This is a genomic window from Stieleria sedimenti (genome assembly GCF_025060895.1).
GTDB classification, from domain to species: Bacteria; Planctomycetota; Planctomycetia; order Pirellulales; family Pirellulaceae; genus Stieleria; species Stieleria sedimenti.
The window spans coordinates 1-2834 of sequence record NZ_JANZKV010000347.1; the positions used below are offsets into that span (position 1 = coordinate 1).

The 2834-nt window shown below is 59.2% G+C and carries 2 protein-coding genes; both read right to left on the bottom strand.

The genetic code is table 11. The features are described 5' to 3' along the window. Positions 1 to 276: 276 nt before the first annotated feature. Entirely contained in the window at positions 277 to 1617 is a 1341-nt protein-coding gene (locus tag NZK35_RS33390) for a DUF2201 family putative metallopeptidase (protein WP_259636867.1), read from the bottom strand. Next, entirely contained in the window at positions 1614 to 2702 is a 1089-nt protein-coding gene (locus NZK35_RS33395) for an AAA family ATPase (protein WP_259636868.1), read from the bottom strand. Before NZK35_RS33395 ends, NZK35_RS33390 begins: the two co-directional genes overlap by 4 nt. Positions 2703 to 2834 lie beyond the last annotated feature (132 nt).

Consider the following 2834-nt stretch of genomic DNA (forward strand, 5'->3'; position numbering starts at 1 on the left):
GTCGATTTAGTCGGGATCTGCTGAGTCAATGGTGAGCCGCTGGCCGTAAGGCCTCGGGCAACGTCGCAGTGCCCGGCCGCTTACGCGTCGCGGCTCACAAAACCGACAGGCCGCGAGCCGTCCGGTCGCGCTTCATAAATACGGTGAAAGACCGGAGGGCTCGCGCCCTGCCGCTAAAAAAACATTGAAAGACCGGAGGGCTCGCGCCCTGCCGCTAACAAACGACCTCCTTCCGCGTCATGCCGACACTCATACCGGGCCGAAGGGTGACGTTCGTTACCGGGGCGATTCTTTCAAGAACGCCGATCGCCCCAGCGGCCGCAGTCCCTGGTGCATCTGCTGGTGCGTCGCCTCGTCCTTGAACAGCCAGAGGACTCGCGTGCGAGTGTTCTGTGGCCTTGGCGGCACCGGTGCGTAACCGTCGGTGAAGATGATCAGCCCGTCGTAGTCGCGATGTCGGTCGATGTAGTCGATGACCGGCCCGAAATTGGTTCCCCCGCGACCGCTGACTTCGAACGCGCTGCGGGCATGACGCAGCGTCAGCGGTTCACAACGGATGTCTTCATCGAACCAGATCACGTCGACCGATTCGACTCCGTAGCGAAAGAAGTGGCTGACGACCGAAAAGCCCAGTTGCAGATCGCGGTGCCCCATCGATCCGGAGACATCGACGGCGAACAGCAGTTTGGTCGTGAAGTCGTAGCGGCTGCCCATCTGCGCAAATCCATAGCGGCGACTCGGTTTCATCCGCGTCAGACGCCGACGCACCGAGAGCACGCTTTGGCGAAAGTTTCGCAGCACACCGCGATAGTCCAGTTTGGGATGAAGGGTCGCCAACAACTGCTCTTTGGCCTGTCCGCCGACCGTCCCCCAGCCATCGGATTCGGCGGCTTCGCGGACCGCCGCGTTGATCTCGTCTCGCTTCAGATCGTCGTTGTCCCACTGGGTCGTGTTTTCCATGCCGACCCGATCGGGATCGCTGTAGGCGTCCAGCGTGCTTGCCGCGTCGTCGGCCGGGTTCGATCGGCCGTCAGACTCGTCGGAATCGTTTGTTTCTGAATCACTCGTTTCTGAATCGTCGCCTTCGGGCGGATCCCCGCCGTCGTCGGAAGGTTCTCGGTTCGACGGATCGGCGCCCGATGAATCCGGTGCGGCTGGATCCTCGGGATCGTCCTTTGGCGGTTCGTCGTCACTGGCCCGCTCGGCGAGTTCCCGGTAATAGAATTCGAAGTATTGGTTGTCAAAACGCTCGTCGCCCCAAAGGTCGCGGGGCCGCGGGATCGGCAATTTGGTGCGCAGACATTCCTGTACGGTCAGATTGCTCGCCTGGTACGACAATTCGGCCTTCGGTTGCTGTCTGGCGTAGGGATGGCCCAGTAGAATTCGCATCGCTTCGAATCCCAACACGGATCGCAACTGGTCGCGTCGCAGCGAACGGATAAAGTCCGGGTTGAATTCGATCTTGCCGCGTCCGACACGAATCGTTGCCAGCCCCGGTCGCTCCACGACGTCGTGCATCGTCCAGGCGGCAAACAACAGCGGTTCAGTGAGAAACCAGCTTTCCACCACCTGTGTGATCCGCTCGCGAGCACTCGACTTGACGAACGACTGACTCATTCGATCCGAATGCCTTCCATGTAGCCGGTCAACAATTCGGTCAGTTCGATCGACTCGGAAATGAATTCCATCACAGATTCGAACTTGGGCTTGCCGAGCATCGAAACCAGATGGGCGACGGCTTCATCGAGTTTTCGTTTTCGCAACAGATTCAAGTAGCTCAGCAAGCCCGAGCGAGCTTTCTCTTCTCGGGCGGCCGGGCATTTTCCGCTGCTGATCCAAACCAGAATCTGTTCGTTGAGCAACAGCAATTCGCCGAGCGACATTTTGCCCAGCGTCTTGCGTTGTTTGCTGAATTCCAGCAAGACACCGGCCGGGGACACGGGCAGCGGAGTTGCCAGGCTGCGGCGGAAGGCGTTAGCGGAGGTTGAACCCACGATTCCGGCGATCAGTTTGATGTGATTGGCATCGAGACGTTCGATCGGTTCGATCAGTTTCGAAACCCGCGCCCAACCGCGTCGATCCGGCGTCTTGACCAGCCCCGAGAGCGTTTGTTCGGATTCGTCGCCGATCCCGTGTCCATCGAGGAACTGGGGCTGTTTTTGGATAAAGCTGGTGATCCGGGCGTCGACGTTTTCTCGCTCGGCCCACAGCAGCCAGTCTTCGACCGTCGGGGCAAATTCGTACAGATTGAAACGCGAGACCAGTGCCGGGTCCAAGTCGGTCAATTGGTATTCGTCGCCTTCGTTCACCGCCGAAACGATCACGCTGCCGACGGGCAAGCGTTTTCCCGCCAAGGTCTTGTTGAGTGCCAATTCCATGACCGATTGCAGAATTTCTGGACGCGCGCGGTTGAGTTCATCGAGGAACAGCACGATCGGCTGGTCGTCCTGAGGCCACCAGAACGGCGGCAGAAACTCGCTGCGGCCGGTGTGTTCGTCCTTGTGCAGCAGGCCGATCAGGTCCCCCGGATCGCTCATTTGACCCAAGAAGAATGGCACGACGGTCATGCCACGTTCGCGGAAATGATCGGCGATGATTTGCGATTTGCCGATTCCATGACGCCCCACCAGCATCACATTCTGGTCCGACGGCGTCAGTTCCAACAGCTGAATCAACTCACGAGCATCAACACGAACGGCCAAGGGGATCTCTCCAAAGGAAGTGTTAGGAAGTGTTATTGACGAAAACGGGGCGTGGGGAAAAAGGCACCGGCACTTGGGAATCCGACGTCGTTGGTGTGCAGGCTTTCGCCCGATACCGCTAAGTCAAGCGTC